Source organism: Pseudovibrio sp. WM33, from assembly GCF_001623165.1.
Lineage (GTDB): Bacteria > Pseudomonadota > Alphaproteobacteria > Rhizobiales > Stappiaceae > Pseudovibrio.
The window spans coordinates 263,551-288,049 of sequence record NZ_LMCK01000055.1 but is presented as its reverse complement, the minus strand read 5'-3'; the positions used below and the strand labels follow the sequence as shown (position 1 = coordinate 288,049).

The 24,499-nt window shown below is 51.8% G+C and carries 29 protein-coding genes; 10 read left to right on the top strand and 19 right to left on the bottom strand.

All coding sequences use genetic code 11. From position 1 onward, the window contains the following. Window positions 1-4: 4 nt before the first annotated feature. The 8 genes from bluB to PsWM33_RS11020 form a co-directional block, all read right to left on the bottom strand. Entirely contained in the window at window positions 5-688 is a 684-nt protein-coding gene (gene bluB / locus PsWM33_RS11055) for a 5,6-dimethylbenzimidazole synthase (RefSeq protein WP_063298322.1), read from the bottom strand. Further along, on the bottom strand, window positions 685-1,239 hold the full coding sequence (locus tag PsWM33_RS11050) for an adenine phosphoribosyltransferase (RefSeq protein ID WP_057463664.1): 555 nt from the start codon (window positions 1,237-1,239) through the stop codon (window positions 685-687). The genes bluB and PsWM33_RS11050 overlap by 4 nt, the downstream gene beginning before the upstream one ends. A gap of 77 nt (window positions 1,240-1,316) precedes the next feature. After that, entirely contained in the window at window positions 1,317-2,189 is an 873-nt protein-coding gene (locus PsWM33_RS11045; protein WP_063300233.1) for an S-methyl-5'-thioadenosine phosphorylase, read from the bottom strand. A 145-nt stretch (window positions 2,190-2,334) separates the two neighbouring features. After that, on the bottom strand, window positions 2,335-3,177 hold the full coding sequence (locus PsWM33_RS11040; protein WP_063298324.1) for a cytochrome c1: 843 nt from the start codon (window positions 3,175-3,177) through the stop codon (window positions 2,335-2,337). 18 nt (window positions 3,178-3,195) lie between these two features. Next, window positions 3,196-4,452, bottom strand: a complete 1,257-nt coding sequence (locus tag PsWM33_RS11035; protein WP_063298325.1) for a cytochrome b — start codon at window positions 4,450-4,452, stop codon at window positions 3,196-3,198. 23 nt (window positions 4,453-4,475) lie between these two features. Beyond that, window positions 4,476-5,036 carry a ubiquinol-cytochrome c reductase iron-sulfur subunit gene (gene petA, locus PsWM33_RS11030; RefSeq protein ID WP_063298326.1) on the bottom strand — a complete coding sequence of 187 codons (561 nt, stop codon included), beginning with the start codon at window positions 5,034-5,036 and terminating at the stop codon, window positions 4,476-4,478. Window positions 5,037-5,402: 366 nt separating this feature from the next. Next, entirely contained in the window at window positions 5,403-7,241 is a 1,839-nt protein-coding gene (locus PsWM33_RS11025) for an ABC transporter ATP-binding protein (protein WP_063300232.1), read from the bottom strand. 73 nt (window positions 7,242-7,314) lie between these two features. Then, window positions 7,315-7,704, bottom strand: coding sequence for a hypothetical protein (locus PsWM33_RS11020; RefSeq protein WP_057463607.1), 390 nt, complete (start codon window positions 7,702-7,704; stop codon window positions 7,315-7,317). Between the two features lie 567 nt (window positions 7,705-8,271). On the opposite strand from PsWM33_RS11020, the gene PsWM33_RS11015 reads away from it, so the two are divergent. The 5 genes from PsWM33_RS11015 to PsWM33_RS10995 all read left to right on the top strand — a co-directional run bounded on the left by PsWM33_RS11015 (window position 8,272) and on the right by PsWM33_RS10995 (window position 12,417). Then, complete coding sequence (locus PsWM33_RS11015; protein WP_063300231.1) at window positions 8,272-8,727, top strand: tRNA (cytidine(34)-2'-O)-methyltransferase; 456 nt, start codon at window positions 8,272-8,274, stop codon at window positions 8,725-8,727. 68 nt (window positions 8,728-8,795) lie between these two features. Further along, on the top strand, window positions 8,796-9,374 hold the full coding sequence (locus PsWM33_RS11010; RefSeq protein ID WP_063300230.1) for a DUF1176 domain-containing protein: 579 nt from the start codon (window positions 8,796-8,798) through the stop codon (window positions 9,372-9,374). Window positions 9,375-9,562: 188 nt separating this feature from the next. Next, window positions 9,563-10,192, top strand: a complete 630-nt coding sequence (locus tag PsWM33_RS11005) for a DUF1176 domain-containing protein (RefSeq protein ID WP_153039924.1) — start codon at window positions 9,563-9,565, stop codon at window positions 10,190-10,192. Window positions 10,193-10,281: 89 nt separating this feature from the next. Next, window positions 10,282-11,193, top strand: coding sequence for an oxygen-dependent coproporphyrinogen oxidase (hemF, locus tag PsWM33_RS11000; protein WP_063300229.1), 912 nt, complete (start codon window positions 10,282-10,284; stop codon window positions 11,191-11,193). 339 nt (window positions 11,194-11,532) lie between these two features. After that, complete coding sequence (locus PsWM33_RS10995) at window positions 11,533-12,417, top strand: LysR family transcriptional regulator (RefSeq protein WP_208994517.1); 885 nt, start codon at window positions 11,533-11,535, stop codon at window positions 12,415-12,417. On the opposite strand, the gene PsWM33_RS10990 is transcribed toward PsWM33_RS10995, so the two are convergent. The 3 genes from PsWM33_RS10990 to PsWM33_RS28005 form a co-directional block, all read right to left on the bottom strand. Then, a complete protein-coding gene (locus PsWM33_RS10990; RefSeq protein WP_208994516.1) occupies window positions 12,414-13,004 on the bottom strand; it encodes a DUF2087 domain-containing protein in 591 nt (196 codons plus the stop codon). The two genes, PsWM33_RS10995 and PsWM33_RS10990, sit on opposite strands and share 4 nt — an antisense overlap. 215 nt (window positions 13,005-13,219) lie before the next feature. Continuing rightward, complete coding sequence (locus PsWM33_RS28010; protein WP_208994515.1) at window positions 13,220-13,396, bottom strand: hypothetical protein; 177 nt, start codon at window positions 13,394-13,396, stop codon at window positions 13,220-13,222. Next, window positions 13,377-13,616, bottom strand: coding sequence for a hypothetical protein (locus PsWM33_RS28005; RefSeq protein WP_208994514.1), 240 nt, complete (start codon window positions 13,614-13,616; stop codon window positions 13,377-13,379). The genes PsWM33_RS28010 and PsWM33_RS28005 overlap by 20 nt, the downstream gene beginning before the upstream one ends. 87 nt (window positions 13,617-13,703) lie before the next feature. Between PsWM33_RS28005 and PsWM33_RS10980 the strand changes: the two genes are divergently transcribed. After that, window positions 13,704-14,276 (top strand): TetR/AcrR family transcriptional regulator, encoded by a 573-nt coding sequence (locus PsWM33_RS10980; protein WP_063300227.1) that lies wholly within the window; start codon window positions 13,704-13,706, stop codon window positions 14,274-14,276. Here PsWM33_RS10980 and fumC read toward each other — a convergent pair. Beyond that, window positions 14,263-15,669: a class II fumarate hydratase gene (fumC, locus tag PsWM33_RS10975; protein WP_057463612.1), complete on the bottom strand. Its 1,407-nt coding sequence runs from the start codon at window positions 15,667-15,669 to the stop codon at window positions 14,263-14,265. The genes PsWM33_RS10980 and fumC overlap by 14 nt on opposite strands. 242 nt (window positions 15,670-15,911) lie before the next feature. On the opposite strand from fumC, the gene PsWM33_RS10970 reads away from it, so the two are divergent. From PsWM33_RS10970 to PsWM33_RS10960, 3 genes are all read left to right on the top strand, one after another. Beyond that, the gene (locus PsWM33_RS10970) at window positions 15,912-17,036 is read left to right on the top strand and encodes an AAA family ATPase (RefSeq protein WP_057463613.1); all 1,125 of its coding nucleotides are present in this window, start codon (window positions 15,912-15,914) and stop codon (window positions 17,034-17,036) included. A gap of 2 nt (window positions 17,037-17,038) precedes the next feature. Then, window positions 17,039-18,022 (top strand): EamA family transporter, encoded by a 984-nt coding sequence (locus PsWM33_RS10965; protein ID WP_063300226.1) that lies wholly within the window; start codon window positions 17,039-17,041, stop codon window positions 18,020-18,022. 80 nt (window positions 18,023-18,102) lie between these two features. Next, window positions 18,103-18,576, top strand: a complete 474-nt coding sequence (locus tag PsWM33_RS10960; RefSeq protein ID WP_063300225.1) for a PAS domain-containing protein — start codon at window positions 18,103-18,105, stop codon at window positions 18,574-18,576. 3 nt (window positions 18,577-18,579) lie between these two features. On the opposite strand, the gene PsWM33_RS10955 is transcribed toward PsWM33_RS10960, so the two are convergent. Continuing rightward, the gene (locus PsWM33_RS10955) at window positions 18,580-19,050 is read right to left on the bottom strand and encodes a MarR family winged helix-turn-helix transcriptional regulator (protein ID WP_208994513.1); all 471 of its coding nucleotides are present in this window, start codon (window positions 19,048-19,050) and stop codon (window positions 18,580-18,582) included. Window positions 19,051-19,231: 181 nt separating this feature from the next. Here PsWM33_RS10955 and PsWM33_RS10950 point away from each other — a divergent pair, with 181 nt between their 5' ends. Continuing rightward, window positions 19,232-19,663, top strand: coding sequence for an organic hydroperoxide resistance protein (locus tag PsWM33_RS10950; RefSeq protein WP_063300223.1), 432 nt, complete (start codon window positions 19,232-19,234; stop codon window positions 19,661-19,663). A gap of 177 nt (window positions 19,664-19,840) precedes the next feature. Here the strand turns inward: PsWM33_RS10950 and PsWM33_RS10945 are convergent, their stop codons facing one another. The 6 genes from PsWM33_RS10945 to PsWM33_RS10920 all read right to left on the bottom strand — a co-directional run bounded on the left by PsWM33_RS10945 (window position 19,841) and on the right by PsWM33_RS10920 (window position 24,264). Beyond that, window positions 19,841-20,893, bottom strand: a complete 1,053-nt coding sequence (locus PsWM33_RS10945) for a TIM44-like domain-containing protein (protein ID WP_063300222.1) — start codon at window positions 20,891-20,893, stop codon at window positions 19,841-19,843. A 173-nt stretch (window positions 20,894-21,066) separates the two neighbouring features. Further along, complete coding sequence (locus PsWM33_RS10940) at window positions 21,067-21,504, bottom strand: DUF1284 domain-containing protein (protein WP_063300221.1); 438 nt, start codon at window positions 21,502-21,504, stop codon at window positions 21,067-21,069. Between the two features lie 2 nt (window positions 21,505-21,506). Continuing rightward, complete coding sequence (locus tag PsWM33_RS10935; protein ID WP_063300220.1) at window positions 21,507-22,727, bottom strand: CCA tRNA nucleotidyltransferase; 1,221 nt, start codon at window positions 22,725-22,727, stop codon at window positions 21,507-21,509. Continuing rightward, a complete protein-coding gene (locus PsWM33_RS10930) occupies window positions 22,724-22,996 on the bottom strand; it encodes a DUF6111 family protein (protein ID WP_208860182.1) in 273 nt (90 codons plus the stop codon). The genes PsWM33_RS10935 and PsWM33_RS10930 overlap by 4 nt, the downstream gene beginning before the upstream one ends. Beyond that, window positions 22,996-23,616, bottom strand: coding sequence for a CoA pyrophosphatase (locus tag PsWM33_RS10925; protein WP_082596903.1), 621 nt, complete (start codon window positions 23,614-23,616; stop codon window positions 22,996-22,998). The genes PsWM33_RS10930 and PsWM33_RS10925 overlap by 1 nt, the downstream gene beginning before the upstream one ends. 27 nt (window positions 23,617-23,643) lie before the next feature. Beyond that, window positions 23,644-24,264, bottom strand: a complete 621-nt coding sequence (locus tag PsWM33_RS10920) for a DUF1285 domain-containing protein (RefSeq protein ID WP_063298342.1) — start codon at window positions 24,262-24,264, stop codon at window positions 23,644-23,646. Between the last annotated feature and the right edge of the window lie 235 nt (window positions 24,265-24,499).

Genomic DNA, 24,499 nt, shown 5'->3' with positions numbered 1-24,499 from the left:
ACTCCTATTTGGCTTCTGGCCTGACTAGATCAATATCTTTTAACATTCGCAATTCAGTGGCAGTACGTGCCTGCCAGCCAGTGCGCTGCAGTTCGGGGACTTCGTTGTTCTCACAGGGATAACCTATGCAAAGATAGGCAACAAATTTCCAGTTTTCAGGAACACCAAACAACTGCCCGATACTATCAGGGTTGAGAATAGAGACCCAACCGACGCCAATGCCTTTTGCTCTAGCAGCTAGCCAGAGGCAATTAATTGCGCTAACACAAGAATAAGCCAGCGTCTCTGGCATAGTCTGCCGTCCGAGCCCGCCTCCCTGTGTTGGATCAAGATCACAAAATACAGCAAATTGCAGCGGAGCATCGGTCAAGCCTTGCAGCTTGAGCTTGGTATAGCTCTCCGCCCGCTCCCCTTTATAGCCCTTAAGAGCTTCAGAATTTGCCTGTTGGAAATTGAGATAAACAGCCTCTCTGTTCGCAGGCTGACTCATCTCTATAAAGCGCCAAGGCTGACTGTTGCCGACGCTCGGGGAAAGATCAGTTAATCGCAAAAGCTCATCAACGGTTTCGCGATCAATAATATCCTGCTTAAAATGGCGCACATCCCGGCGCCATTTCAAAAGCAATTCAAAATCGTGGTTGAAGGCCGCAGAAAACTGCGGACCATTCTCTACAAAGGCGTCATTCAATGACCGGGAAACTCCACCAATGTCCTGACAGGAATATCGAGTGCTTCCAGTTTTGCACGTCCTTGCAGTTCTGGCAAATCGACAATGAAGCACGCAGCCACGATGTCGGCTCCAGCGCTTCTCAGAAGCTTCACAGCAGCTTCTGCGGTCCCACCAGTCGCAATCAGATCATCAACCAGAATAACCTTCTCACCGGGCTTTACAGCATCACAGTGGATCTCAATGGTATCGGTACCATACTCCAGCTCATATTCCTGCTCAATGGTCTTAAACGGCAGCTTACCCTTCTTACGCACTGGCAAGAAACCGGCGGAGAGCTGGTGAGCCACAGCACCACCAAGAATAAAGCCACGCGCCTCGATACCAGCAACCTGCTCAATCTTGGAGCCAGCCCAAGGCTGTACCAGTGCATCAACCGCACGGCGGAAGGCGCGAGGATCACTCAGCAGTGTTGTGATATCGCGAAACAGAATACCTTCCTTTGGATAGTCTGGAATGGTCCGAATGGACGCAATCAGCTCCTCTGAGATACTGTTAGTTATGTCAGTCATGGTCATTTCCGCGTTTGAATTGCATAGTTTTTTGTCAGAAGCCCTTCAATAAGAGCCCATAAACGATCTGTGCTTGATTATTTGCGAAGCACGCGCCCTGCAACGGCATCAAGCTTTGCAAGCAGTGCCGGGTCTCTTTTGTCCTCAGCAGTCATAATCGCAAAATCAAGTGCCGTATTGGAACCAACTGGGCACTGCTGGTGCTCTCTCGGCAGTTTCCGGGCAACAGCTAGAACAAGCTTCTGAGCACTTTCCACGTTCTCGTGTAGAACCTTGATGATCGCGTTGATATCTACGTTTCCGTGGTCGGCATGCCAACTATCGTAATCCGTTACCATCGCCACAGTTGAATAACTGATTTCCGCTTCCCGGGCCAGCTTGCCTTCTGGCATGTTCGTCATGCCAATAACGTCACAGCCCCAGGAGCGGTAGAGATGGCTTTCTGCCTTGGAAGAAAACTGAGGCCCTTCCATAGCCAGATAAGTACCGCCACGGCTATACGTAAGGCCCTCTTCTTGACAGGCACTTTCAACAACATCCACCAGCAATGGCGAAATTGGGTCAGCAACAGAGACATGCGCCACGCAGCCTGTTCCAAAGAAGCTCTTTTCGCGCGCAAAAGTACGATCAATGAACTGATCAACAAGAACGAAAGTTCCCGGTGCATATTCCTCTTTCAAGGACCCGCAGGCGCTGACGGAAATCAGATCTGTGACACCAGCCCGCTTAAGCACGTCAATATTTGCGCGATAGTTGATCTCAGTTGGAGAGTGCACATGTCCGCGGCCATGACGAGGCAGAAAAACAACTTTCAGGCCACCAATCTCACCAATACAAACATCGTCACTTGGCTCACCCCACGGGCTTTTGATCCGTTCCCATCGGGCATTTTCAAAACCAGGGATATTGTAGAGGCCAGAACCTCCGATAATGCCCAGAACCGCCTGCATATCGCTCTCTCCGCTTTGCCAGTTTCAGTGCAACCTTACCTGATTCACTGATGGGAAGTTGGCGGTACATCAAATCCAGCCCGCAACCCCAAAAAAAAGGGCTACCCGATTAGGATAGCCCTTTTTTGAATTTATAAATGTGACCTTAGTGGTCAACATCTCTCCAGATCTTACGCTTTGTAAAGTACAGCAGCGATGCGAACAGGATCAGGAATGCCATCACACCAAAGCCGATACGCTTGCGTGATTCCAGATGAGGCTCAGCAGTCCACATCAGGAATGCAGAAACGTCACGAGCATACTGATCAACAGTCATTGGAGAACCGTCGGAGTACTCAACCAGCTCATCAGAAAGCGGAGGCGCCATTGCAAGCGTGTGTCCAGCGATGAAGCCAGGGTTGTAGTACTGACCTTCTGGAACCTCAACACCCTCAGGTGCCTCATGGTAGCCAGTTAGCAGTCCGTACAGGTAATCCGGGCCATTTTCCTGGTACTGCGTAGCAACATCAAGAACAAACCAAGGGAAACCACGAGTAGCAGCGCGCGCTTTTGCGATCAAAGAAAGATCCGGTGGCAATGCACCATTGTTAGAAGCACGTGCAGCTTGCTCGTTCGGGAATGGCGATGGAAATTTGTCGAACGGCTTGCCGTCACGCTCAAACATCTCACCTTCATTATCCGGGCCATCTTCGATGGAGTATTCAGCTGCGAGAGCCTTCACTTCATCAACAGAGAAACCTGGTCCACCTTCCTCAGCAAGGTTACGGAATGCGACGTAGCTCAGACCGTGACAGGCAGAACAAACTTCCTGGTAAACCTGGAAGCCGCGCTGCAGCTGCGCTTTGTCAAACTGGCCGAAAGGACCAGCAAAAGACCAAGGTTGCTTTTCAACGTGAGGTCCATCGCCAGCAGCAAGAGCCGGACCAGCTACAGCAAGACCTGCAACAACAGCCAGAGCACGAGCGCTTTTGAACATTAGATTTTTCATCTTTAAAATCCCCTGCCCTTAAGCCGCATCACTGGACTTACCCAGCACTGCATCATTGATTGAGTCAGGAACTTTCCGAGGCGTTTCGATCAGTCCGAGAACTGGAAGAACGATCAGGAAGTGCGCGAAGTAGAGGACCGTAAAGAACTGGATCCATGCAATGTACGGCTGCTCAGCAGGCTTAGATCCAAGCCACCCCAACATGATTGTGGTGAAGAAGAACAGCCAGAAGAAGAACCGGTAAACAGGACGGTAATTCGCTGAACGAACTTTGGAAGTGTCAAGCCAAGGCAACACGAACAAGATCGCAATCGCACCACCCATGGCAATCACGCCACCGAGTTTGGAAGGAATTGGACCAATATCGAAAGTGATCGCACGCAGGATCGCGTAAAATGGCAGAAGGAACCATTCTGGAACGATGTGCGCTGGTGTCACCATTGGGTTTGCTGGAATGTAGTTATCAGCATGACCCAGATAGTTTGGCAGGTAGAACACGAACCAGGAGAACAGGATCATAAAGACAACGATCGCGAACAGATCCTTCAACGTATAATACGGATGGAATGGAACTGTGTCTTTATCGGACTTGGGATCAACACCAACTGGGTTGTTGTTACCAGCAACGTGGAACGCCCAGATGTGAAGCATTACAACGCCCAGGATCACGAACGGCAGCAGATAGTGCAGTGAGAAGAAGCGGTTCAGTGTTGGGTTACCAACTGCGAAACCACCCCAGAGCCATGTGGTGATTGCTTCACCAACAACTGGAACTGCAGAGAACAGGCTCGTAATAACTGTTGCACCCCAAAGAGACATCTGGCCCCAAGGAAGCACGTAGCCCATGAATGCGGTAAGCACCATGAGGAAGAACAGCAACACACCCAGGATCCAGGCAATTTCGCGCGGTTCTTTGTAAGAACCATAGTACATTCCACGGAAGATATGGATGTACACCGCAAAGAAGAACATGGATGCGCCGTTTGAGTGCAGATAACGCATCAACCATCCGTAGTTCACATCGCGCATGATGTGCTCAACGGATGCAAATGCGAGCGCATCATTCGGCGTGTAGTGCATTACCAGTACGATACCGGTAATGAGCTGAACAACGAGCACGAAAAATGCGATACCGCCGAAGGTCCACCAGTAGTTCAGGTTCTTCGGGGTTGGAAACGCAACAAAACTCCCATGTACAAGGGAGAGTACCGGCAAACGACGCTCAAGCCATTTGGCGCCAGCGTTTTGCGGTTCATAAGTAGAATGACCAGCCATAGCTGCCTCCTGAAAGGGCCTCGTCAGCCGATTACAACAACGTCGTCGCCGGAAAACTTGTAAGGCGGCACGAGCATGTTTTCTGGAGCCGGGCCTTTACGAATACGACCAGCAGTGTCGTAGTGAGAACCGTGGCATGGGCAGAACCAGCCGCCAAAATCACCAGACTCACCAAGAGGGACACAGCCCAGGTGCGTACAAACACCAACCATAACCAGCCAGGCTTCCTTGCCTGTCGATGCGCGGTTGGCATCAGATGCATCCGCACCCTCTTCTAGGTTAGCATTACGTGCAAACTGGTCTGGCAGATCAGCAATAGGCACTTCGGTCGCTTCAGCGATCTCTTTTTCCGTACGTTGACGGATAAAGACCGGCTTACCACGCCAAACCACAGTAATCGATTGCCCGACTTCAACCGCAGAAACATCAACTTCGATAGAAGCCAAAGCCAGTGCAGATGCATCGGGGTTCATCTGATGGATAAAGGGCCAAGCCAGAGCTCCCGCACCGACCGCGCCCACGGCACCGGTCGCGATGTAAAGAAAATCGCGGCGTGACGGTTCAGCCGTGTCCGTGTGTTCCAAGGTCGCGTCCTCTCGAAACAAAATTGAAAGAGAACACCTACGATTTCTTCTGTGAGGACAGGCCCGCAACCAGTCAAAACCGGTCACTGTCTATACACCGCAAAGAAGACATAGGTGAAAATGCGCTAAATACGCACTTATATTGACGGATGCTATCTGCCACCAATGGCCGCACTTGTCTAGACTGGTTAAAAATTTGCGGACTTATTGTCGCAGACAACTTGGGCATAAGAGGAAAAAAACGGGATCAATTGAGATTTTGACACGCAAATATGAGTCAAAAGTCGAGTGGTTCGGGGACCCTAGGACGCAAACTCGCCCCGAACCACTTTTAGTTTAAACCGCTTGATTCCCTGTCAGGAATCCTTATTCGGCGGCAACTTGCGCAAGGAAACCGCCAGATTGGTGGTTCCAGAGGTTTCCATAGATACCTTCGGATTTCAGAAGTTCCTCATGGGTACCCATCTCGACAATTTTGCCTTGATCCATGACAATGAGGCGATCCATTGCCGCAATTGTGGAAAGTCGGTGGGCAATTGCAATAACCGTCTTACCTTCCATCAATTCAAACAGGCTTTCCTGGATCGCAGCCTCTACTTCTGAGTCCAAAGCAGACGTTGCTTCGTCCAAAACAAGGATCGGAGCATCCTTCAGCAAGACACGTGCGATAGCGACGCGCTGACGCTGCCCGCCAGAGAGTTTTACACCGCGCTCACCCACCAGAGTATCAAAGCCAGTCCGTCCTTCTGGATCTTTCAGGCCGTCAATAAACTCCAGGGCATGAGCCCGTCTCGCCGCTTCGGTCGCCTCTTCCAGAGTTGCCCCGTCTTTGCCATAGGTGATGTTCTCCAAAATCGTCCGATGCAGCAAAGAAGTATCCTGAGAAACCACACCAACATTCTGGCGCAGGCTCTCCTGCGTCACGCCGCGAATATCCTGACCATCAATGGCAATGTGTCCGCCTTCCAGATCATGGAAGCGCAGCAGCAAGTTCATCAGGGTCGACTTACCTGCACCCGAGCGTCCAACAATCCCGATTTTCTCACCCGGTTTAATGTTGAGCGACAGGTTCTCCAGAACGCCACTGCCCTTGCCATAGTGGAACTTCACATCATCAAAGCGAATTTCCGCATCAGAAACAACAAGCGCTTTCGCATCTTGCTTATCAGTGACCTCAGTATGCCGGGACAGCATGCCCAGTCCGTCCTGAACAGTACCGATATTCTCAAACAGACCAGCAACTTCCCAAAGGATCCACTGAGACATGCCCTGCAAACGCAAGGCCAGACCAATTGCAATCGCGATATCACCAGTCGTCACCAAAGCCCTCTGCCAAAGCCAGATGGACAGAGCGCCAAGAGACAACAAGAGCAGATTGTTGATCAGCGTCAGGCAGATGTTCAGCTTGGTCACATTCCGCATCTGCTTATGCACGGTATCCATGAAAGTGCTCATGGAACCTTTGGCATAATCTTCTTCGCGCGATGCATGTGAAAACAGCTTTACGGTCGAGATATTCGTATAAGCATCAACGATATGACCAGTCATCACAGACCGGGCATCCGCTTGCTTCTTCGAAATACGCTTAAGCTTGGGAACAAAGACGTACATGACGAGGAAGTAGGAGAGCAGCCAACCGATCATCGGCAGGGCAAGACGCCAATCCGCGCTCGCAAGCACAACAAGCGCAGCCAGGAAATAAACAATCACATAGACAAAGATATCGACAATACGCGTAATAACTTCTCGTACAGCAAGAGAGGTCTGCATCAGCTTGTTAGCAATGCGACCTGCAAAGTCATTATGAAAGAAAGTCAAACTCTGCCGAAGTAATTGTCGGTGCCCCTTCCACCTGATCAGCATTGGATAGTTACCAACCAATCCCTGATGGAAGAACATTTCCCACACTGCTGACATGATCGGTGAAATCACAAGAAGAACAACACCCATCCAGATCAGATGGCCCCAGTTGTCGGCAAAGAACGTTTCCGGGTCTTCGGTGCCTAACCAGTTCACCAAATCACCCATAAACGTAAAGATGACCACTTCAATTACAGCAATAGATGCAGCGAAAAAGGCGATCACAACAAGTAGTATTGAAACAGGCTTGGTATAATACCAGATAAACCCCCAAAACTTACTTGGAGGAGTCTCGATCTCTTCCATTTTGAATGGGTCAATAAGCTTCTCAAAATAAGAGAACATGACAAATCCCAATTAAGATATTTGGTTTGCGAGGTGCTCTACCACGTCAACATGGTAAGAGGATGACGGCTGCTTACTGCAGCCGCTCATCTCGATCGTAAGGATCCCGGTTATCTTTCGGAGAGCCGGAAAAAGTCCAGATAACACTGGCAATTCCAACCCCAACAGCAAAAGCTCCAACCAGGGTATCAATCAAACGTCCCTGAAACAGAGAGCCAGCCTCGTTGATTCCGTTTGCTCTTACAATTTCTACCGTAGCCAACTCTGCATAGAGCGTTGGAATAATTGTAAAAAATGCGATTCCAGCACTAATCATCAAGAACCAGAACGCGTGCCCAAGGCTTTGAGAAAACGTTCCTTTTTCAGAACCAGCCGAGCGCACATACCGGCCACCATCGACCGGAATTTGAGATGCAGAATCGTCACGGGACGCGATCTGCGCCCAGATAAATGACGTAATCATTGGAGATACTCCGACAACATATGCATGCAACCGCAGACGTAATACGTCCGTGAAGAGGGCTGCATTAAGAAAATACGAGCTAGAAAGTGTTGGAAATCCGCCTTCTAAGCGGAAACGGCGTAACCTGCGTTTTTGGCGGGATGCATAGCGCATGCGCCAGTCGCTGGGAGAACATTTACGTTCACGAGCACAAATTCAGTAATCATGTATGTCTCCCTAGTTCCAACGTTAAAAAATAGCTGATCGGGCGATCAGCAACTCGGAGAGTCTCGTCAAGTAAGATGAGGGCTCTCGGCCGGTGCGAGATGCTTATACTCATAAAGGCGGAGACATGCCTAGCCCCAAAAAATACGGAAAACCACTTTAGGATGTGGTGTATCTTTTTCGCAACATATATCACGAAATCAGATAGAACCTCTTGATTTCCATTAGGTTTCACCTACCGGAACGCCCCACCTATCAACAAACTCTATGATTTTTCTGGAGATTTTCCCCGGGTTCCTCTAGATGCCCAAGAGATGCTTCCATAAGCCATTCTTTCAGGAAACAACGCGAGCACCCGACAACATGCCAGATATTGCCCTTTACCAGCCAGACATTCCGCAGAACACCGGGACCCTATTACGGCTGGCCGCTTGCATGGATGTGACGGTACACCTGATCGAACCGGCAGGCTTCCCCCTGTCTGATCATGCACTTAAACGGGCTGGCATGGATTACATCGAACGCGCCAAACTCCAACGCCATATGGATTGGGAGAGTTTTCGTGAATGGCAGATAGCCGAAAAACGCCGACTTATCCTCATGACCACCAAAGGATCACGCCCCTATACGCAGTTCGCTTTCAAGAAAGATGACCTGATCCTGATGGGCCGCGAAAGCTCGGGCGTGCCGGAAGATATCCATCAAGTTGCAGATGCAAGGCTGCTGATTCCAATGAAGAACGGCATGCGATCTCTCAACATGGCTGTTTCCACTGGCATGGTCCTGGGTGAAGCACTTCGTCAAACAGATTGTTTTTGAATAAAACACAATCTAAACTAGTTGCGTTATTGAATGCGTTGCTTTGCGCGATTTAGGTTTTTATTGCGATGTTTGAGAGTCTTTCGAGAAGATTCGCTCATCTGTTTTGCTTTGCACTTTTGCTGTCAGTTCCACAGCCCACTTTCGCAGGAGCACCGGTCGAACCCGTCCTCCATGCCAACCTGCATGACGAGGCCGTCCTGAATCGATATCTCCACCTGCTGGACGAGATATACCCCTGTGATTGGCATGATGCACACACACGAAGCGGGTATAACCTTTACGACGTCGGCAACGGCGTCGAGGTGCTCGAGTTCTCCTGCACCGTTGGCATGCACAATCTGGCGAACCTCTATATCCGTCGCACCAAAAACTCAAACCAGTCTGCAAAGCTCGTCTCCCTCGATCGTCCTGAGGACCAGCCAGTCACCAGCCGGTACATTCTGTTCAACAGCTTTTGGGATCACAATCGCAGCGCTCTCACCAGCTTCACAGTGGATCGCGGCCTCTCTGACTGCGGCTCTTTTGAAATCCACCGCTTCACACCCAAAGGGTATCTGGAACTCGTGGAGTATCGCGCCAAGCGGCAGTGTGACGGCAAATTCCGTGAGCCAACGGATTACCCGTTGATCTACCCGCCAAGATAAAAGCGGCCAGCAAGTCCATTAAAGCCCGAAGCTTCTTGGTAAGCACGATGAAACCAAGAGTTTTAGCGCAAGAGTAAGGCTGGCAAGGCATCTTCAGGGACACAGCAAGAAGACTACAGCGTATCTCCGAAAAGTGGAAATCGGTTTTCGGATAAAGATACGCAAAAACAAAGACTAAAGCAGTTCATATGTTTCAACTTAAATGCGAACTGCTTTGGGGTTGTCCAAAGAGGAAGATCGCCGTGTTCCAAACCTTGCCCCGAACATTCACAGCCTGCTTTGCAGCAACCGTTCTCTTCGAAACTCTACTGGCAAGCTCGTTACACGCCGAACCTGTCAAACCCGTCACACAGCACGATCCATCAATCCTGAACCGCTACATAAACATGCTGGATGCAGCCTACCCCTGTGATTGGAAAGACGCCTACGACTTAACCGGCAACCACGTCTTGCAGTTCAGCAAGGACGTAAAGGTGCTGGAGTTCATGTGCGCCAACAACCTTTACAACATGGCCCACCTCTACATCCGTATAGATTCCCGCCAGCCCAACAACGCCAAGCTGCTGACCTTTGAACGCCCAAAACACGGAGGCAACGACAACCCTGACGTGGTCTTCAACGGTGTCTGGGACATCAAGACCGGAGATCTGACCAGCTTCACGGAAAGCCGCGGTCTTGGAGATTGTGGCACCTACGAGGTCCACAAGTTCACCTCCGACGGCTACCCCCAACTGATGGAGTTCCGTGCCAAGCCCGAATGTGACGGCAACTACGTCCAGCCTGAAAAGTATCCGGTCATCCTCGACAGATCCAAATAGCTCCACGCACCGCTCCGCCTCACCTGTACTTCTCAGTTGCGCTCCCTTACATAGAACAGCAAAGAACGCTTTGCGCTCAAGGAGGGACTATGAGCGAGACACAAAACACGCTTCCAGCAGATCTGGAAGACAAAAAACAAGAGGCATCCACGTGGTTCAGCCAGCTGCGTGACAACATTTGCAATGCCTTTGAGCAGCTGGAAGTAGAAGTCGGGGAACTGGACGGCCCTCTCTCTGACCAGCCAGCTGGACGTTTCGAGCGGACCCCATGGGAACGTACAGACCACAGCGGCGGCCACGGCGGCGGCGGTGTCATGTCCCTGATGCATGGACGTGTGTTCGAGAAGGTTGGCGTACACGTCTCCAGCGTACACGGTGAGTTCTCGCCAGAGTTCCGCGATCAGATCCCCGGAGCCAGCGAAGACCCGCGTTTCTGGGCTTCCGGCATCTCCCTGATCGCCCATATGCACAATCCAAATGTACCAGCAGTGCATATGAACACCCGCATGGTCGTCACCACCAAGCAGTGGTTTGGTGGCGGAGCAGACCTGACACCTGTGCTCAGCGCACGTCGCACGCAGGAAGATCCGGACACTGTCGAATTTCATGAGGCCATGAAAGCAGCCTGCACAGACCATCCGGGGGCTGATTACGAGCACTTCAAGAAGTGGTGCGACGAGTACTTCTATCTGCCTCACCGCAACGAAGCACGCGGCATCGGTGGCATTTTCTACGACCGCCACAACACCGGCGACTGGAATGCAGACCTTGCCCTCACCAAATCCGTCGGCAACGCCTTCCTCGACATCTATCCAAAGCTGATCCGCAAAAACTTCCTGACCCCATGGACGCTCGAACAACGTGAAGAACAGCTGGTCCGTCGTGGCCGTTACGTAGAGTTCAACCTCCTTTACGACCGCGGCACAATCTTCGGCCTCAAGACAGGCGGAAACGTCTCCTCCATCCTGTCCTCCATGCCACCCGTGGTAAAGTGGCCATAAGCCAGACCAAACATTGACATAATGAGCACCAATCCAGTTTTGGCTTGGTGCTCTACTGGCCTCAAAGCACTCCTGCTCTGACTAACTAGAAAAAACCCAGCAACAACACGGCCACCGCAAACACAGCACACCAAACGCCGTATGAGACGGATTCGGCATGTGTTTCATAATACTCTTGCTCTTGGCGCAGTTTGTTTTTATCGGGCTCAATATTGACGCTTAATGACATAAAAAGCATGGTGTTTTCTCAATTTCAAGAAGATGCCTTACTGTCCGCAAACCTTCTTAAACGCACCAGTCACTGATTTCTAAATACGGTTTTCAAAAATGAAATCTGGAATGCTCGACAACCTTCACGCTTTTTTGGTGCTGGCTGACTGCGGCACGCTGAGAGATGCGGCTCAGCAACTCAACAGCAGCTCGGCAACATTGGGCAGAAAGATCCTGCAACTGGAAGAGGAAGTGGGCCTGAAGTTGTTTGACCGCTTGCCTGCGGGGTACACGCTAACACCGGACGGTAAACGCATGCGTGACCAGCTGGATCCATTTCAGACTGCTTTTGCTGGGTTTGAACAATGGCTGCAATCCACGACACGTCGCCCACAAGTGCGTTTGTCCGCCGGAAGCTGGACCATGAAGTTTCTACAGCGCCATATCAAAGACCTACAAAGGGCAGAAGATAACTTTGATCTTCTGTTTGTAAGCAGCGAAGCACGTCTTTCTATCAAGAAACGTGAGATTGATATTGGACTTAGAAGTACCCAGGCTCATGAAGCCGGATTGGTATCAAAACGACTGACAACAACCAGTTTCGCCCCCTACGTGCATGCAGATAAAACTCAAGTTACTGACATGCCATGGCTCAGTGTCTCACCGGAATTTGCCCAAACCAGTTCAATACGCTGGGTTCTTGCAAATCATCTGGAGCACATCACCACTTTTGTGAGTGCACCACATAACTTGATTGACCTTGTGGAGGCTGGCGCTGGTATCGCAGTGCTTCCCTGTTTTGTTGGCGATACCAATCCTCTACTCAATCGCTACGGACCACCAATAGCAGAACTCAGTGGTGAGCAATGGATCATACTCCACGAGGAACGCCGTAATCTGCCTGAGGTCCGTTTAATGGCTGATCGCATCACAAAGCTAGTGCAGTCCAATCGCGGTCTCTACCGCGGCGATCAACCATCAGATCACGAAGCTGCTGAGGTAAATGAAGTCTAAGCGCTCGGCCTGACAATGAACGACATGGCAGAACTGCCAGTCTCACTTTCCAAACTTCTCCCCTTCAAACGCTTGATCAGATCACGCGCTTCCAGCGGTGGTTGTTGCTCCTGCCGTCTGTAATCAGAACAATCCCGATTACGATGCAAAAGCCCGAGACTAAACAGCTCACGCCTTAACAAAGCAGGGTCAGCAAAACAGTGTCCTTCCTTGAGCAGCATGTTGATCTCTTTCTCCCGAAGCGATGCACCAGCCGGAATAAGGGACCACAGCTGCCAAAGACAAAGCACCTGAACCTGCCGCCGTGACGGCCAGCTCACCAATCGCCCCAAATCATCAAACTGATTGAGGGCGCGCTCAACAAGCCGATGGTCTACCGTCTCGACAACCGGCTCTGTATCGAGGCGACGACCAGCAGAATGCGAAGCTCTTAGATGCTGGAAGTTCTGGAAACCCGCCGCTTTGGCGAGCATGTTCATCAACTCCACATGCGAGGGAGTATCACCGCGAGATTTCATCTGGCGGGCAACACTACGCGCAAACTTGGAGATATCAGGCGAACGAAGAGGGACTGGGACTCTCGACATTGAAAAATCCTCTCGAGCCGCATTACATTTTCGTGGTCGCTGGCTTGCGAAGCGGCATCGGACAAGAATGTCGATTGCTGTCGAAGTGAATGGCAGGTTTAGCTCCCCTTACGGGGCAGCGACGCCTTGGGAACTGCCGACCGATGATGACAATAAAAGCGCCAACCGCGAAATGTCAACACGCAGCAGTTTTGGGCGTCACCCATATCAACCACTCAGGCTACAGAACTCCGCAATGCATTTGCACGCCCGGCCTTCCGCAATCCCATCGCCACACAGCCGGCTATAATCGCGAAGGAAATCCACTGTGGCATATCCATCAGGTTACCCAACTGGGTGATGCCGTAGTAGATGAACAGTAGCGTGAACCCGCTATATTGCCCAATCACCACCAGCGGCCAGTTCCTCTCTAAAGGCAGCTGCCAACAACAACACGCCGTTCACCAGCATCACCACAGTGATTCCATGCCAGACCACCGACAGCACCGCGATCACCACAGAATGAAGATCACTGCCCAGTACAGGATCGAGGATCTCTGGCCCACCCAGAAACACATGTACCAGCATCAATAGCAACGACAGGATACCAGAAGCCAAAAGCCACTTATTCATAGGAATTGCCTCACCTTTGATTCCATACGGTAGCGTATGGTAGCTTAATGCTGGACCCTGTCAATACGGCAGCGTATGGTGAAAAGAATGACAGAGAAAACCAAACTCACAGCGCTGGACTGGATCAAAGGCGGCTTCCGCTCGCTAGCCGCGAATGGACCTCAGAGCCTGAAGGCCGAAGCGCTTGCCAGAACACTGAAGGTGAGCAAGGGCTCGTTCTATTGGCACTTCAAGGATGTTGCTGCTTTAAAAAGAGCAATGCTGGACCATTGGGAGCAATTAGCCACACAACAAATCATCGCGCAGGTCGATGCAGGCAGCCCCGCTCCTAAACAGCGCCTCTATGATCTGATCGAGATTGCAGCAAGTGAGGTCTCATTGGAGTATGGCGCAACCGGCGTTTCCGCCGCGATCCGCAACTGGGCCCAGTTTGATGATCTCGCCGGCGCCTATATGAGCAAAATTGATCAGCGGCGTCTGGAGTACGTCGAGCAATTGTTTTCTCAAATCCCCCAAACCCAAAGGCATGCAAAGATCAACAGCCAGATCCTCTATTCAACGCTCATTGGGGCTCAGCAGTTAGAGGAGGCAGACCAAAAAGCCTGCCTGAAACACACTCTGAATATCATGATGAGTGGCAACCGCCCTACCCCGGTCTGACCATTTTTTCTGGCCGGACAACACGGTCAAACTCTTCCGCAGACACATAACCAAGACGAAGAGCTTCTTCCTTCAGTGTGGTCCCGTTCTTATGGGCAGACTTGGCAATCTCGGTTGCTTTGTCATAGCCAATGGTGGGCGCAAGTGCTGTCACCAGCATCAAGGACCGTTCCAGCAACTCTTCAATACGCTCAATGTTTGGCTCAATGCCAACAACACAGCGGTCCGCAAAGCTCACCATGCAATCGGCCAGAAGCTCAATGGACTGCAACAGGCTGTTGGCAATTACAGGTTTGAACACGTTCAGCTCAAAGTGCCCTGTCGATCCACCCACACTCACCGCTGTCTGATTGCCCATCACCTGAGCGCAGACCATGGTCACCGCTTCACACTGGGTCGGGTTCACTTTACCCGGCATAATGGAAGAGCCCGGCTCGTTGGCTGGCAGGCTGATCTCACCAAGACCGGAACGCGGACCAGAAGCAAGGAATCGAATGTCATTGGCAATCTTCATCAGCGAACAAGCCAGCGTGTTCAGCGCACCATGTGCAAACACAGCTGCATCATGCGTGGCCAATGCCTCAAATTTATTGACCGCCGTCACAAATGGCAGGCCTGTCACCTCACTCACATGAGTAGCAAACGCACTGGCAAACTCTGGCGTTGAATTAAGCCCGGTTCCAACCGCTGTACCACCTTGCGCCAGCCGATAAAGCCCCACAAGGCTCTGCTCAATACGCTCTTTGGAATACTCCAGCTGCGCCACATAGCCAGAAAACTCCTGCCCCAATGTCAAAGGCGTCGCATCCTGCGTGTGCGTCCGGCCAATTTTCACTATATCTGCAAAGGCCGCCACCTTGGCTTCCATGGTGTCGTGTAGATGTGTCAGGGCCGGCAGCAGCACCTTGTTGATCTCACAAGCTGCCGCAATGTGCATGGCCGTCGGGAAGGTGTCGTTAGAGGACTGCCCCATATTCACGTGATCGTTGGGGTGCACAGGAGACTTGGTGCCGATCTGTCCGCCAAGCAACTCAATGGCACGGTTAGCAATCACCTCGTTGGTGTTCATGTTGGACTGTGTGCCAGACCCCGTCTGCCAGATTACCAGCGGGAAATGCGCATCCAGCTTGCCGGAAATCACTTCGGTCGCTGCCTGGCAAATGGCCTTGCCCAGATCTTCTGACAAACGCCCCTCTTCCATATTCACCCTGGCAGCAGCCAGCTTCACCGCACCCAATGCATGAATCAGCGCAGGCGGCAGATGCTCCCGGCCAATGGGAAAGTTGATCAGAGACCGTGCGGTTTGCGCACCCCAATATTTGCCAATGGGAACATCCAGCACACCAAAACTATCGGATTCCTGCCGCATACCATCAGAATTTTGATCAGACATAGACACTAACCTCTCAAGCGCAGTCCCGAAAAAGGAACGATCCCTCTCAGGCGAGAACACACGACAACGAAACCATAAAGCAGTTTGGACAACCCTGCCATGAAGCACAGGGCTTCATCAACCACAGGCGAACAAAACGTGAATTTCCGGTGCATGAATGCCGCGGTTCAATTTACATTCGTGAGCCAACCTGCTTATTCTCAACCATACCTACCGAAGATATATCAAAAAAGTTTCACCAGATGTCTATGCCCCCTCTTTCGGCGATCGGTATTGAGAATTACCGGTCCGTACACAAGCTGTTCATGCGAGTTGGTGCCGTCAACGTGTTTGTCGGCAACAATGGCGTCGGTAAAACGAACCTCTACAAGTCGCTTGAACTTCTGCAGCAAGCCGCACTGGGCCGTATCACCCGCGCTGTTTCAGAGGAAGGCGGCGTGGACAGCGTCATGTGGGCAGGAGACCTGAAAACCCACGAGAAGAAGCGCATCATCCTGCGTGCCGATCTGGGGGATCTTTCCTACCGCATCCAACTGGGCCTGCCCAACCCGATCTCTGATCCCGCCCTGCCCTACGAGACCATGGTGAGAGAAGAAGAACTAAACCTTCTGACAGGCTCCAAGTCTGTCGTGCTGATGAACCGCAAAGGCCCAAGTGCCTTTCTGCGCGCCAGCAACGGCAGCAAAGTAACCTACGACAACGAGCTTTTGCCTTCCGAGACGGCCCTCGCCAGCATTCGCGATGGCAGCCAGTTTCCGGAGTTAGATCTGGTCCGCCGCGCAATTGCAGACTGGCGTTTCTACCACACCTTCCGCAGTGACCGGGACAGCCTGTTACGTCGTCCAAGCCCCAATGTCACTACCCCAACGCTCTCATCAGATGGCAACGATCTCGCTGCAGTTTTCGCAACACTGAAGGAAATCCGCAAGGACACCTTCTATCTCCAGGAAGCGGTCGATGATGCCTTCCCCAACAGCAAGCTGATCATCGAAGCCAATGGGCAGGATTGCCGCTTCGCATTACAGACACCGGAAATCCGCCGCCCGTTCCCTTCTCAGGAACTGTCGGACGGCACATTGCAATATCTCGCGCTGCTTGGCGCTATGTTGTCCTACCGCCTGCCCTCCTTCATTGCCCTCAACGAACCCGAAGCCAGCCTGCACCCTGACTTGCTGGAACCACTCGCCAAAGTCATTGCCAAAGCCTCAGAGCGCAGCCAGATCTGGCTCGTCACACATTCTGAACAACTTGCAGATCATATTGCCAATCATGCAGGGGCATACCCAAGGCGCATTTATAAAGAAAACGGCCAGACCGGAATTGATGGCCTGAAAATCACCGGCGAATTCGTCGGAGAGGAGTACTAAGTTTGACCCCCAAGGGCTTGATTGTCTGCCTTGCCACCATGGTAAGCTGGGCGTTTCTGATTGTCATAAGCAAAGGCTTGCTGCTTACTTACAATCTTGATCCATGGATCTTCACTATCATTCAGCTGATGTTTGGCGGCCTGTTCCTCATCGCCATCAGCCGAAAGCTGGGCGCAACAATGGATGCGCTCAAGAGCCCTTACACCTGGGCCTACGGGGTTGCCCGCGTCCTCTCTGCTGCCTGTTTCACAGCCTCACTGCTGTACATAAGTGCGGCGAACGCAGGCTTTTTCGGCCTTGTCTCCGTTCCGTTTTCAGCGCTCGCCTTTGCTCTCTTGTTTTTCCGGCTCCCCACCGCTCTGGAACTGCCCGGTCATCTGATCATTATTCTTGGCGTTGTTCTACTGATCTCCTCGCTGGAAGGCACCTACTCCAACCCCGCCGTCTATCTGATGATCTTCTCAGAATTTGCAGTGGTTGCCTCCGTTATTATCGCAGAATCCCACCCTCAAAATCAGGGAGATGACCTGAAGGAGCGCGCCTCGCTCAGCGGCGTTATGCTGGTTGCTAGCGCCCTGATCATGCTCATCGCCCTCGCCGCCCTCTCGCTCATCACCGATGGCCCTGCTGCAACACAGCAAGCAACAGACTGGACCAGCAACCTGCCGCTCATCGACCTGACACAGGTCTGGAGCCCTACCATGTGGCTCGCGGCCATTTGTGTCGGCATAACCCTGCGCGGTGTGTCCATGTTCCTGTCCATGCAGGCGATTAATTTGGTTGGCAGTCAGAACTACGTTGCCACAATCGCCGCCCTGCCGTTCACGTCATTGCTGTTTGAGCTCATCGCCGACAAAGCTGGCTATCTGCCTCAGACACTCCTAGATCCAATCGCCATCCTGGCAGGCGTCATCATGACAGCCGGTTCACTGGGCATTCTCTGGGCACGCCAGCGCAAGTTCAAAACAGCCGCCGCATTCTCATAGCTTTAGAAAACCCGAGTATTTCTGAAAGCAATTGCTTACTCGCCTTCGCTAAGGTTTGGGCGAACAGCGAGTAAGCAAACATGACTGACAACAAGAGCGAACTGCCGGAAGTCACAGAACAACGCATACTGGAAGCATGGAGACTGTCGGGCTGGGCTGACCGTTTGCTGGAGGAAGCAGGCATCGGTGTCACCATCATCGATAAAGACGGCAAGCTGCTCTACTACAACAAATGGGCTTCAGAAAATCTGGATCGCCAGCCCCGCCACATCGGGCACAATGTAAAAGAAAACCACCGCCGCGCCATCACCAACCCGAGGTTCGATGCCATGCTGCAGCTGTTCAAAGATGGCCGCAAAGACCCGGTGCGTTATGTGGCCAATCCATACGGAACCACCACCATACTCGTCACCGTCTCCCCAATACATATTGACGGAGAGCTCGTCGGCTTTTCTCAGTTTGTCCTGTTAAAGGAAGAAGTGCAGGACCTGTGCTGCTTATATGATCAGCATGGCCGCGATCCCTTTGAAAAAGCGATGCTGCCCGACAGCTGATCTTTAGCTGGAAACCTTCTCTTTGGCTTCCGTCAACATCTCCTGAATGTCATTAAGCTGCTCAACCAGCTGGCCAATGGTTTCTACCGGCACATCCAGATTGGAAAAGGCGCAGTGCTGTACGTCAATCACGCCATCACTCAAATCACGCCCTTCTTTCGTCAGGCTAACAATAACCTGCCGCTCATCTTCTTTGGAGCGCGCACGAGCAAGAAAGCCCATTTCTTCAAGGCGCTTAAGCAACGGTGTCAGAGTGTTCGACTCAAGGAACAGGCGCTCCCCCAACTCGGAGACGCGCTGATGGTCTTTTTCCAATAGAGCAAGCAAAGTGATGTACTGCGGATACGTGACCCCAAGCTTCATCATCACCGGTTTATAAAACCGATTGAAGGCGTGGTTGGCCTTATAGATGGCAAAGCACAAATGCTGATCTAAACCAAAGCCTTGAAATTCTTCAGATTTCTTCTCGGCCATCACCGTATTCCAGTCCTGAGTAACATCCTCTTTCCCCGTTCTACCCATCAATATAAAAGCCGTCAAACTAAATCGCACACGATTAATTCACGTTTTGATTGACAGCACCCCACATTTCTTCTTAACTATATCGCATAGGATTTAATCGTGCACGATACATAACAACAACGAGGAATACCAAATGCCAGTTAACGTTCTTTATGAAACAAGCGCAGTTGCTACCGGTGGCCGGGACGGCACTGCAAAAACAAAGGACGGTGCTCTGGAACTGACACTTGCAACCCCCAAAGAACTGGGTGGCGCAGGTGGTGAAGGCAACAATCCGGAACAGCTCTTCGCTGCTGGATACGCCGCATGTTTCATCGGAGCTATGAAGTTTGTAGCATCTCAGCAGTCTGACATCGCTCTGCCTGCAGACGTAAACGTGGAATCAACCGTTGGCATTGGCCCACGCTCCGAAGGTGGTTTCGGTCTGGAAATTGCTCTGGCTGTTACCGTACCGGGCATGGACAAAGCTAAGGCAGAAGAACTCGTCGCTGCAGCGCATGAGGTCTGCCCATATTCCAACGCAACCCGCAACAACATCAATGTAAAGCTTTCTGTCGCAACCTAAAGCGTATCTCCTAAAAGTGCCTATCGGTTTTCGGAGGTAGATACACAAAAGCAAAAGCTAAAGCAGATCAAGCGTTTCAGCTAAAACGCGAATTGCTTTAGCAGCACAAGACCCATCGAACCATTAAAGAGAAAGGGGCCCATGAGGCCCCTTTCCAATTTCTATTATCTGCTCTGATTAATCAGCTTGTTGAATAGCTGAGAGCTTCCAGCTCTCACCGGCATCACGAGCAAACGACCAGATCTCTGTCCGCTCTTCCGGTACATCCGGATTGCCTTCAACCACTTTGTTGTTGGCCCGCTCACGCATCACATCAATGGCCTCATAGCGCATTGCGACAGACGCATAGTCCTTGTCGCCTTCACGCCATGCTTCACTCAGGTCACCCTGAAGCAGCTTGATGCCGCGCACTTCATTGACAAGACCGTTGGACGCAGCCTTGCCAAGTTCCTCAGCAAAGTAACCCATGATTTCAGGCGTCGCGATTTCACGGATCTTACCGTAATCCTCAGAGCCATAAGCAGTCCAGACGGTTGTCAGCAGCGCTTCAAAGGCATCAAAGTCATCCGCAGTCAGGCCGATTTCATCATCCGCTTCGGTAGAAAAGACAGGCTTTTCCTCAAACTGAGGCGCCTGACCACCACCAAAACCGGTGTTCGGAATGCCAGAAGATCCTGAACGACGCGGCGCATCCTGCGCACCCGCATCATTAAAGCTGAACGACTGGTTCTGCTGTGGCTCCTGCTGGTATCCATGGGCAGCACCAGCGGCCTGTGGCTGTTGGCGTCCCCGCAAGAACCGCATTAACAACATGATACCACCGCCGATCAGCAGCACCTGCATGATCAGGCCGAAGAACCCGGCCATACCGCCGAACCCGGAACCGAACAGCATGCCTAGCAATCCACCAAGTGCCAGACCGCCCAGCATGGAGCCGAGGAAACCACCGCCAAACAAACCACGGCGCTGGCCTGCAGCTGCCTTGGAGGCTGCAGCTGCATTTTGCTGCTGCGCACCTGTGTTGGTGCCGTTGTTAGGTGTCATGGTCCGCTGAACCGGAGCCGCCTTTGGTGCAGTCTTGGTCGCTTTTGGAGCTGAATAGCTACGTGAACCACGGCTACCGAAGCTAAACCCGCGCTTTGCTTCAGCAAAGTCAGCTGTCACAAAGATCAGACCGATCGAGAACACCAATAAGGTGAGAAACTTTGGAAACTTATTCAATGCAAGCATGTAACCCCTAAACCTGCCCGTAAACTCATATTGCCCTCCATATGGGGGCATTCTGTTAAAATTTGAAGACCAAACTGCATTCCCGAAAAGTGGAAGCCGGTTTTCGGACAAGAATACGCACCAATGAAAATTTCAGAAGCAGCTTAAGTCCCTCAAAACAAAGGTAAACGACTTCAGAGTTTCATTGGATTGCGAAGATGGACTTTTTGAAAGCCAGATGAGGAGATTTCATCACAAAACTCCACCCACTCGCAGTTTTGGCAGGCTGTCTTAAAAACACCCTCAGCATATGCCTTCCGCATTTTGGTGACCAAATGCGAACTCAGCACAAGCTCATCACCAACACGCAACTCAGTCCCAAGCAGACGAGAGATCAACGTCACAGCCGCTTTATCACGCTCCACCACACTGCAATTAAAGCAATGCGGTTGCTCTTCTTCACTGATCAGAACCGCACAAATCTCATCCGGCCCCTCAACCAGTAAGGCAGCCTCTCCCGCATTCAAGCGCTTCACCACAGCCTCATAGTTCTTGGAAAACGCAGGAGAATAGCCGTGTCCAATAAATGTAAGCACGCATAGCAAGTGATGACCACGCAGCTTGACACTCATGATCACTTCACCTCATCAGCTAGCAGCACTTTCACCTGCTTCAGCAAACTCTCAGCAGATTGCTGATAATCCGCATCAGCCCAGATCTGCTGTGCCAGCCGCATCGCCTTGCCCATATCAGGTCCGGCTGGAATCCCCCCAGCAAGCATCATCTTGCCTGTCAGCGGAAAGCTCGGGATCTCCCAGTTCTGCGCAAAGGCCAACAGCTCTCTCAGCTCCGCCTCACTCTGCACGATGTCGCTCATCCAGGCAGTCAAAACACCATCAACAACAGCATCTGTACCGTGAGCAACCAACAACGCTTTCATCTGCTGTTTGCTCTGCCCGTGTAAACGCAAAGCCTCAGCAATATCAGCAGCAACCTCAATCTGCTTCTTCTGCGCATTAGAAAGACGCAGGCGCTCAGCAACCTGCGGCCCCGCAACACCACCAAGCCGTAACACTGGCTGGAGAGCTGCCTCAGGCAAATCCTCAAGGTCCAAAAGGCGCGCCAAACGAGAGCTCGCAGCCTCTCCACCCAAAATGAGCTGCAAGATTCCGCCCTGCTCCATCAGCAGCAAAGAATCGAGAGCACGCGGTGCAGACAGCGTTCTCAGAACTTCCTTGGTGATACGCTCCTTGGAAAGGTGAGAAAGGCCATCTTTCAGCTCAACACAGGCAGCATACCCATCCGCGTTGATCTCCCCTTGCCCGTAAGTCGCAAAGAACCGGAAGAACCGTAGGATGCGCAGATAATCTTCACGAATACGCGCACGCGCATCTCCAATGAACCGCAGATGCCGGTTGAGGCAGTCATCCAGGCCACCCAGCGGATCAAACAGTTCACCATGACGATCCACATAGAGCGCATTCATTGTGAAATCGCGACGCTGCGCGTCTTTCGTCCAGTCACGCCCAAACTTAACCGTCGCATGGCGTCCGTGCGTTTCAATATCTTCGCGCAGACAGGTCACTTCAATCGGTTGGCGATCAATAACCAGCGTCACCGTTCCATGGTCAACACCAGTTGGGATGACTTTGACACCAGCAGCTTCCGCTCTGGCAAGCACCACATCCGGCAAGGCAGTGCAGGCAATATCAACATCATCCACCACTTCACCAAGTAGAGAATTGCGCACAGTTCCACCAACTGCACGCGCAACATCACCGTCTTGTTCCAGAACGTCAAAAGCCCGCTGAACAGCAGCACTGTCCAGCCAGCCGCTCTGTTGTAATTTGGTCATTTTTGAGGAGTCTCGTATCCACCTGGAACAAACTCACCATCCACCACTTGCGCTGGTCTGTATTGCGAGCCAAGAGGTGCGCGGCTTGTTTCTGCAAGCAGCATCAGGCTGGCGATGACAAGAGCTATTCCGCTGATGCTCAACCACAACATCGGGCCATCGCGAAATCGCTTGTCTTTCTTTGCCTTGCGCACAACCATCACCCACACCGCGTAGGCGATAAAAGGAACAAAGAACAACAACCCATGTGTCAGGAGCATTCGTATCATCAGGCATAAACCCTATTGTAAAGCACGCGCAGGATGCCAGCGGTGACACCCCATATGTAACGCTGCTCAAACGGCATGGCATAATAGTAGCGCGTTTTGCCTCTGAATTCTCCGCTTTTTTTCTGGTGGTTCTCAGGGTTCATCAGAAAAGACAAAGGCACTTCAAATACTTCATCCACCTCTGCCGGATTGGGAGAGAGGATCAACGGCGGTTTGACCGTCGCAAGAACCGGCACGACCCGATACCCGGAGCCCGTGTAGTAATCGCCAAGATCACCTAAAATCTCTACTAAGTCAGAGTCCAGGCCAACTTCTTCATGCGCCTCTCGCAAGGCTGCACCCACAGGCCCGTCATCATCCTCATCAATTTTGCCACCAGGAAACGCAATCTGCCCTGCATGAGAACGCAGGTGCGCGGTACGCTGGGTTAAAAGAATGGACGCCTCTGTCCCCCGGTCAACAATACCGATCAGAACAGCAGCATCCCGTACCTGCTCCAGATCCTCACCATAATCAGGAATATCCGGGTTGAGGATGTGATCTCCTGCAGGCTCATGGGCTTGACCGGCCAACCGGTCCATCACCCGAGATCTGAAATTCTCTGCTGTAAACTCAGACAAGATAATACGCCGTCCTAATGTCTCTTCCTAAAATCCAAGGTTCTGGACCGTATCCACCACGAAGAATGCACCATGGCTTTCAATGCCAACAACCCGTCCACCCTCGCCTTCACGCTCTTGCAAATGCGGCGCGAGCTCATGAACCAGTGTCCGCGCAAACAATGCTTCCAATCGGTCACGCACAAGGATGTAAGGCTTCAGCCCGCCATCTTCTTCCTGCTGCACAAACCGGATCGGGTTATCAGGCCCAGCTTCAACAACGTCACCGCAATTGGTCCGGATCGTAATCACCTGCTCTCCGTCCTGCTGGTGAATGTCCATCTCCACGGCCACAAACGGTGCATCCTCAACAGTCAGGCCAATCTTCTCAACGGGCGTGACAAGATAATACTTCCCGTCGTCTTCCTGTTTTAAAACAGTCGCGAACAGGTGCACCAGAGCCTCACGCTGAATAGGCGTGCCCATGTAATACCAGGACCCATCCCGCTTGATCTGCATATCCAGATCACCGCAGAACTCCGGGTTCCAAAGATGGATAGGAGGCAGGCTTTTGGATTTTCCCGCACGCGAAATCAAAGCCTGAAGACCTTTCGGCATCTCCTTGATTTCCGGAATGCTCTTTTCTTTAAGTTCGCTCACCACGGTCATTCTACCAATACATCGGAACACGCCACTATTGGGGTAATATGGTGTCACGCAAGCTCTAACGCTACCCTCCCTCAAAGCCCGCGCCAAGTTATACCTTTGCGATAAGCATCGACGCAGCAAAATAAGAGACGTCATTGGTGGGCTCTATTACCTGCGCAATGCTCTCAATTCTCAGGGGCAAACGGAATCTCAGCCCTCAGACTCACTATCTGTTCACAGAAATGCCGTTAGGGTA